Annotated in this window: 5 protein-coding genes; 1 reads left to right on the forward strand and 4 read right to left on the reverse strand. The window is 45.6% G+C overall.

Annotated elements, in window-relative coordinates; all coding sequences use genetic code 11:
• Window positions 1–212: 212 nt before the first annotated feature.
• The gene (locus tag BCT81_RS24465; RefSeq protein ID WP_032498632.1) at window positions 213–1,121 is read right to left on the reverse strand and encodes a DUF3943 domain-containing protein; all 909 of its coding nucleotides are present in this window, start codon (window positions 1,119–1,121) and stop codon (window positions 213–215) included.
• Between the two features lie 210 nt (window positions 1,122–1,331).
• Here BCT81_RS24465 and BCT81_RS24470 point away from each other — a divergent pair, with 210 nt between their 5' ends.
• Entirely contained in the window at window positions 1,332–2,570 is a 1,239-nt protein-coding gene (locus tag BCT81_RS24470; RefSeq protein WP_102426152.1) for a CinA family nicotinamide mononucleotide deamidase-related protein, read from the forward strand.
• Window positions 2,571–2,717: 147 nt separating this feature from the next.
• On the opposite strand, the gene BCT81_RS24475 is transcribed toward BCT81_RS24470, so the two are convergent.
• The 3 genes from BCT81_RS24475 to BCT81_RS24485 are packed head-to-tail and all read right to left on the reverse strand — an operon-like array spanning window position 2,718 to window position 6,635.
• Window positions 2,718–3,563, reverse strand: coding sequence for a DmsC/YnfH family molybdoenzyme membrane anchor subunit (locus tag BCT81_RS24475; protein WP_102426153.1), 846 nt, complete (start codon window positions 3,561–3,563; stop codon window positions 2,718–2,720).
• Window position 3,564: 1 nt separating this feature from the next.
• The gene (locus tag BCT81_RS24480) at window positions 3,565–4,185 is read right to left on the reverse strand and encodes a DMSO/selenate family reductase complex B subunit (RefSeq protein WP_004733360.1); all 621 of its coding nucleotides are present in this window, start codon (window positions 4,183–4,185) and stop codon (window positions 3,565–3,567) included.
• A gap of 11 nt (window positions 4,186–4,196) precedes the next feature.
• Window positions 4,197–6,635 carry a DmsA/YnfE/YnfF family dimethyl sulfoxide reductase gene (locus BCT81_RS24485; protein ID WP_102426154.1) on the reverse strand — a complete coding sequence of 813 codons (2,439 nt, stop codon included), beginning with the start codon at window positions 6,633–6,635 and terminating at the stop codon, window positions 4,197–4,199.
• Window positions 6,636–6,668: the final 33 nt, after the last annotated feature.

The following is a 6,668-nucleotide window of genomic DNA, read 5'->3' on the forward strand; positions in this document are numbered from 1 at the left end:
AATCATTGCTAATTAAATGTTTGATATTAAGCGATAAAGTTCTTTAATTTCAGTGTAGAAGTTTATATCGAACAATGTTTGACCTGCGTCAATTTTTGAAACTAAGCTGCGTCGCAAAAAAAGAGAATGAAGAGTAGGGCACAAAAAAAGCGGCTTAAAAGCCGCTTTTTAGAAAAGTTTTGGTTATTACCGAAAGTAATCAGGTCGCTGTATTAGAAGGTTACTTTAAAGTTCATACCAACAAACTGAGAATCGTATGGCGCGCCAGCATCGTAAGCGAATCGAGCTGCGTCTTGATTATCCCACCAAGGGTTAGTATTCAGGTTAACTTCTGCGTCACCACCCCAAGCATCACTTACCCAATAGTGGATATGACCGACAGGGTTTAGGAAAAATAGAGACACATCACCCATGGTTTGAGAACCCATCACTTCACCGCCTGAAGCAATGATGTCTTGCTCGGTTTCTAGCATTATTTCACCCACAACCGCACCGAAGAAAGGTGTGATGAAAAGGTCTTGCCATGAAGGTACTTCAGCAAATGCTTCTACGCCGTATTCCCAGAAGAAGGTCGACATCGTCCAAGAGTACATAAACGATTCAAACTCGTTGTAACCCGCGTGACGTGCAGCTGTGTAGTAAACACCACCAAAATACGGGTGCATCACATAGTTTAGGAAGTGTTCGTCACGGTCCCACACTGGGCCTTCAGAAACGTTATCTTTCCACTTTTGACCTAACTTACTTAAGTCGCGTTGGTCGTCGTCCCATTTAGTGATACTTTCTGGTAAGAAGGTCATTAAACCAACGGTTGCAACACTTAAGCCAAGAATCGTGTAAGTTTGACCCATTAGGTAATCCCAATCTTTCTCTTCGCTAACCAAAAGGTGCTTTGGTTGTTGGATTGAGAAATCGTACTCTTCGCTTGATTCGCTCAGTGCGTAATTGGTACTAGGCTTGTAGGTGTACAAGCTATCATTAACACAGTAATCTTGAGCACATTCATCCGAATAAGAAAGGTTGATTGGCTGGTCGAAGTCGTATTGGCTTGCAACCGAGTTAACTGACATTAGCATTGTAAATGCAGCAGTAACCTTTGCTAGTAACGGTGATTTGGCCACAAGGGTCTCCATGAGAAAGTTTAGAATTGATCAGGGTCACAATTATCCATTAAATGCCTGATTTAGGGAACTAATAATTTATCGCTTTTCCTAAGAAAACCTTAGATTTAACATTATTAATATTTGTTAAAAAGCCAAATAGCTCAAACTCAAACATAGACCAGTTTGTAGATAATGCAGCGTCTTTTTATGACTACAAGGGATAGAAACATGACGAAAATCGCAATGTTAAGTACAGGTGAAGAAGTTCTTCACGGAGACATTGTAGACACGAACGCGGCTTGGATGTCTGCTGAGTTTTACCAGCACGGTTTTGCTTTGGCTAAACGCTCCACAGTCGGTGACCAAATGAATGCCTTGGTTGAAGAGTTGCTGATGCTAAGCTTTAACTATGATGTGGTTATCGTGAATGGTGGCTTAGGCCCGACAACCGATGATATGAGTGCTGCGGCAGCTGCGACTGCGTCAGAACAGAAATTAGTCATGTTCCCTGAGTGGCTAGCGCGTATGGAAGAGATGTTTTCTGGACGTGGCATGCCGATGCCAGACAGCAACCTAAAACAAGCCTTATTGCCAGCAAGTTCAGAAATCGTCGATAACCCTGTTGGAACAGCATGTGGCTTCAAACTTAAGATTAACGATGCGACTTTCTATTTCACTCCGGGCGTACCGAGTGAGTTCAAGCGCATGGTGAGCTTTGAAATTATCCCTGATCTTGCTCGCACTTATCCTCAAGTAGTCGCGTCTGAATGCAGTCGTTTGTTTACCTTTGGTTTATCTGAGTCTGGTATTTCTGATGTTTTGGACCAATTGAAACTGCCTGAAGGTTATGAGCTGGGCTATCGTTCTTACCTGCCGTTTATTGAAGTGAAACTGTTTGGGCCTAAATCGGACCTAGAAACTCGCGTTAAGCTACTACAAATGGTGTACAAGCTGCTAGAGAGCAACGTTGTCAGTGTTGATGAGCCTATGATCGACCATATCGGTCATATAATGGCGGAAAGAAAGAAAACCTTGTCGGTATCGGAAGTATCAACCAAAGGTGCACTTTCGGCTTGGCTACAATCGAATGAACAAGTTGAAGATTGCTTCGGTCACTCTTGGGTAATGGCAGAGCCAAAAGAGAGTGAGCTTGAAAAGAACGACCCACTAGCCGCAACGTTTGCTCTGGCTGGCGCGACAAGAGAAAAGTGCGGCACCGAGTTAGCCTTAGTCACGGGTAAGTTAGAGGGCAATACCTTTAGTGTAGCTTTATCGAGCGAAGCGGGTGAGTGGGGACAAGTGCTGGAGTTTTATCGCCAATACAAGCGCGAAGATGCACGCACCATCATTAAAACGGTCGCTGCAGATATGCTAAGAAGACATCTAGACAATAAACCTATGTTTGGTGATTACTCGTCAGTAAAACGCGTGAAGGATATGTTTATCCCTTCAGCGATCATCAAGTAAGTCGCTTTTGCCGCTAACCAAGTTCTCTTGAGCCAAGACCTCTTGAACTAAGGTTAAGACCGAGCAAATAAAAAGGCCCAACATCTAAATAGGTGTCGGGCCTTTAGTTTATCTAGCCTTCTAGATAACCAAATAACGAGTCTGTGATTACAAACCGCTTGTCATATGTAGGCTGTAGAACAAACCACGGCCGATTAACTCTGACGCTAAGAACAGTACCAATGCTAGGCCTAGATTTACTGGGTTCACTTTTGCTTTGTTGAGCATAGGTAGAATCCAAATCAATAAGCTTGCCATTAGCAATGCAACTTGAAGAATCACATAGCTGCCTAGACCATCAACCAACTCTGAAGCTTTTGCTACTGAAGTTTGGATGTCACCAATTAGGTTCAGTTTACCGACTGTCACAAGCAAACTGATCGCAACCGCAATTACAGCCAGCATCGTGATGTTACGGTCAACCGTAAAGCGACTGTCGTTAGCAAATACAATCACGAACTGAGACAGTAGCAAGCCACCAACAACCATTGTCATGATGAAGCTCAATGGTGTGTAGATGTTGTCCCATGTAGGTACTGTGTTGATCATGTATACGTTAATCATCGCGTACATAAAGATAACACCCAGCACCATAGCGCCAACCATCAGTGTTTTTTGGATAGCAAGGCCACCTTTTTTGACCACTGACAGTAGCCATTGCAGGCCGCCAACGGCGAAGAATGCCGCACCGAAGAACACTTCGTTAGACAACCAAGCTGAACCTAGTTGGTTAAAGGCATTAAACGCGCGCAGTGGAGAGCCTAGGTGCGTTGTCGAGAACATAAAACCGAGACCCATTAATGCCCACAGAATGAACATTGGAACCTTGTAGCTGTTTAGTTTCTCTTCGTCATGGCTAAGTACCAATGCACGTGCGCCAATAAGCAGGTAGCCACCGACAGCCGTTTGAGCTAATACCGTAAAGAAGATCAAAGACCACTCATGAAAAATCATCTTACACCTCCTTCGGGTTTGCTAGGTGACCACTGGTATCGCCAGTTGGCTTCGCGTTTTTGTTCAGCTTAATCACGATGTTTGGCAGTGTTTCGGTTGAAGATGGCAGTGGCGCTACATCTGCACCAGAGCCGTATTTCTCGCGAAGCGTATTGATTTCGCCAAACTCCAATGCACGAAGCGGACAAGACTCAACACAGATAGGTTGTTTGCCTTCAGAAACACGTTGGTAGCAGCCATCGCATTTGGTCATGTGACCTTTCTTAGCATTGTATTGTGGTGCGCCGTAAGGGCACGCATTGCTACAGTGCTGACAACCGATACACACACTTTCATCAACCACAACCAAACCGTCTTCATCGCGTTTATGCATTGCGCCCGAAGGGCACACTTTCACACACGCAGGGTTAGTACAGTGGTTACAAGCGATAGACAGGTAGTAAGAAAAGACATCTTTCTGAACCCAGGTATCGCCATCTTGAGTGAAGCCGCCGCCCGCGTATTCATAGACGCGACGGTAGTTCGTTTTGATGTCGAGATCGTTATAATCTTTACAAGCAAGCTGACAGGTTTTACAACCCGTGCATTTACTTGAATCAATGTAAAAGCCGTATTGTTTCATTCCAACCTACCTTATGCTTTCTTTAGCGCTTTAATTTGAACTAGGTTTGTGTGCTGAGGGTTACCCTTAGCAAGTGGGCTCGGGCGCTGAGTAGTCAGCACGTTGATAGAGCCTGCATGGTCGATCTTCTGACCATCGGGTGCATACCATGCACCTTCACCTAGCGCGACAACTCGAGGAAGAATCCTTGGTGTCACTTTCGCTGGAATATGAACTTCACCACGGTCGTTAAAAATGCTGACCATGTCGCCGTTTTCAATACCGCGCTCTTTTGCATCGATTGGGTTGATCCACAACTCTTGTGGTGCAGCAGCTTTGATCTCTGCAACGTTACCGTAAGTGGAGTGGGTACGAGCCTTGTAGTGGAAGCCCGTTAGTTGCAGTGGGTACTTCTCTACTAGTGGATCGTTATGGCCTTCGAAAGAGTCCGCGTAAATTGGAAGTGGGTGAATCACTTCGTCTTCTTTTAGCTTCCAAGTCTTCGCAATCTCAGCCAGTTGCTCTGAGTAGATCTCGATCTTGCCACTTGGTGTGGTTAGTGGGTTCGCTTCAGGATCCTTACGGAAATCTTCATAAGCGATGTAGTGATGGTCATAGCTACGCTTATAGATACCCAGCTCTTTCATCTCTTCGAAGGTTGGTAGTGTTGGGTCGTTCTTACGAGTTTCTGCGTATAAGTGCTCAATCCATTGCTCTTGAGTACGACCTTCAGTGAACTCTTTTTCAACGCCCATACGTTTAGCAAGCTCAGTACACATCTCGTAGATCGATTTCGCTTCGAACTGAGGTTCAATCGCTTTCTGTGCGTAGATGAAGTAAGGCATGTTCGATGCTTTACCATCCATACACCAGTCGTCTTGCTCTGATGTGGTTAAGTCAGGCAGGATGATATCAGCGTATTTCGCTGAAGAGGTCATGTGGTTATCAATGACAACAATCATTTCACAGGCATCTTCGTCTTGAAGAATTGCGTGTGTTTTGTTGATGTCTGAGTGCTGGTTGATGATGCAGTTACCCGCATAGTTCCAGATCATCTTGATTGGGTTTTTCAGGCGCTCTGCACCACGAACACCGTCAGTGATGTCGGTCATCTCGTGGTGACGGTGAATCGCGTCTGTCCACATGAACATTGAAATGGAGGTTTCAATTGGGTTTGGTACAGTAGGGAAGCGCACAAACGGAATGTTGATGTCACTTTCACGTGCACCTGTAGAACCGCCTGATACACCCACAGAACCTGTCAGTAGTGACAGCATTGCGATGGCACGACAAGCTAACTCACCGTTCGCAGTGCGTTGTAGGCCCCAACCTTGGTGGATAGCACACGGTTTCGCTGTACCCATCTCACGAGCAAGTTTTACGATGGTATCGACTGGGATACCCGTGATCTTAGAAGCCCATTCAGGTGTTTTTTCTACGCCGTCTTCACCTAAACCTAAGATGTAAGATTTGTAGTCGCTGTTTTTAGGCGCTGATGCCGGGAGAGTTTTCTCATCGTAACCGACACAGTATTTGTCTAGGAACGCTTGGTCGACAAGGTCTTCAGTGATCATTACGTGAGCAAGACCTGCTACTAATGCAGCATCGGTAGACGGGCGAATTGGGATCCATTGATCTTCACGACCACCAGCAGTGTCGGTGTAACGTGGATCGATGATGATCGTTCTTGCGTTCGATTTGTTTTTGCTTTCTACGTAGTGGTGGATCAGACCGCCGCCAGACATACGAGTCTCAGCAGGGTTGTTACCAAATTGGATGTTAAGCTTAGTGTTCTCTAAGTCAGAGAAAGAGTTGTTGTTTGCCCAACCACCGTAGGTGTAGCTCAAGCCTTTCGCGATTTGCGCGGTTGAGTAGTCACCGTAATGGTTCAGGTAACCGCCACTTAAGTTCATAAGGCGAGCAATCAGCGTCTGTGCTGGTGGCCAAGATTTCGTGACCGTGCCACCTAGTGTACCTGTACCGTAGTTTAGATAGATGGTGTCGTTACCGTAGTCTTTAATAAGGCGTTGCATGGTGCCTGCGACTTCATCAAAAGCCTCTTCCCAAGTGATGCGCTTAAACTTACCTTCACCACGTTTACCGACACGTTTCATTGGATACTTAAGGCGATCTGGGTTGTAAACACGGCGACGCATAGAGCGACCACGTAGACATGCACGCACTTGGTGATGACCGTATTCGTCAGTCCCCGTGTTGTCTGTTTCTACGTATTTGATTTCACCGTTTTGTACATGCATACGTAACGGGCAGCGTGAGCCACAGTTTACTGTACATGCACTCCATACGATTTTCTCATCCACATTCTCAGCAACCGCAGCAGCTACTGGTTTGGATTTGAAAGGTAAAGCGATACCGCCCGCAAGTGCGGCTGCACTACCTACCGCAGAAGAAGCTTTCATGAAGCCTCTTCGAGTAAGATTCATTACCCCAGATTCTTTCTTATTCGTCATTCTAAGATGCCTATTGTTATTGATGGGTAGCAC

It is taken from the genome of Vibrio sp. 10N.261.52.A1, assembly GCF_002876325.1.
In the GTDB taxonomy this organism is placed as follows: Bacteria; Pseudomonadota; Gammaproteobacteria; order Enterobacterales; family Vibrionaceae; genus Vibrio; species Vibrio chagasii.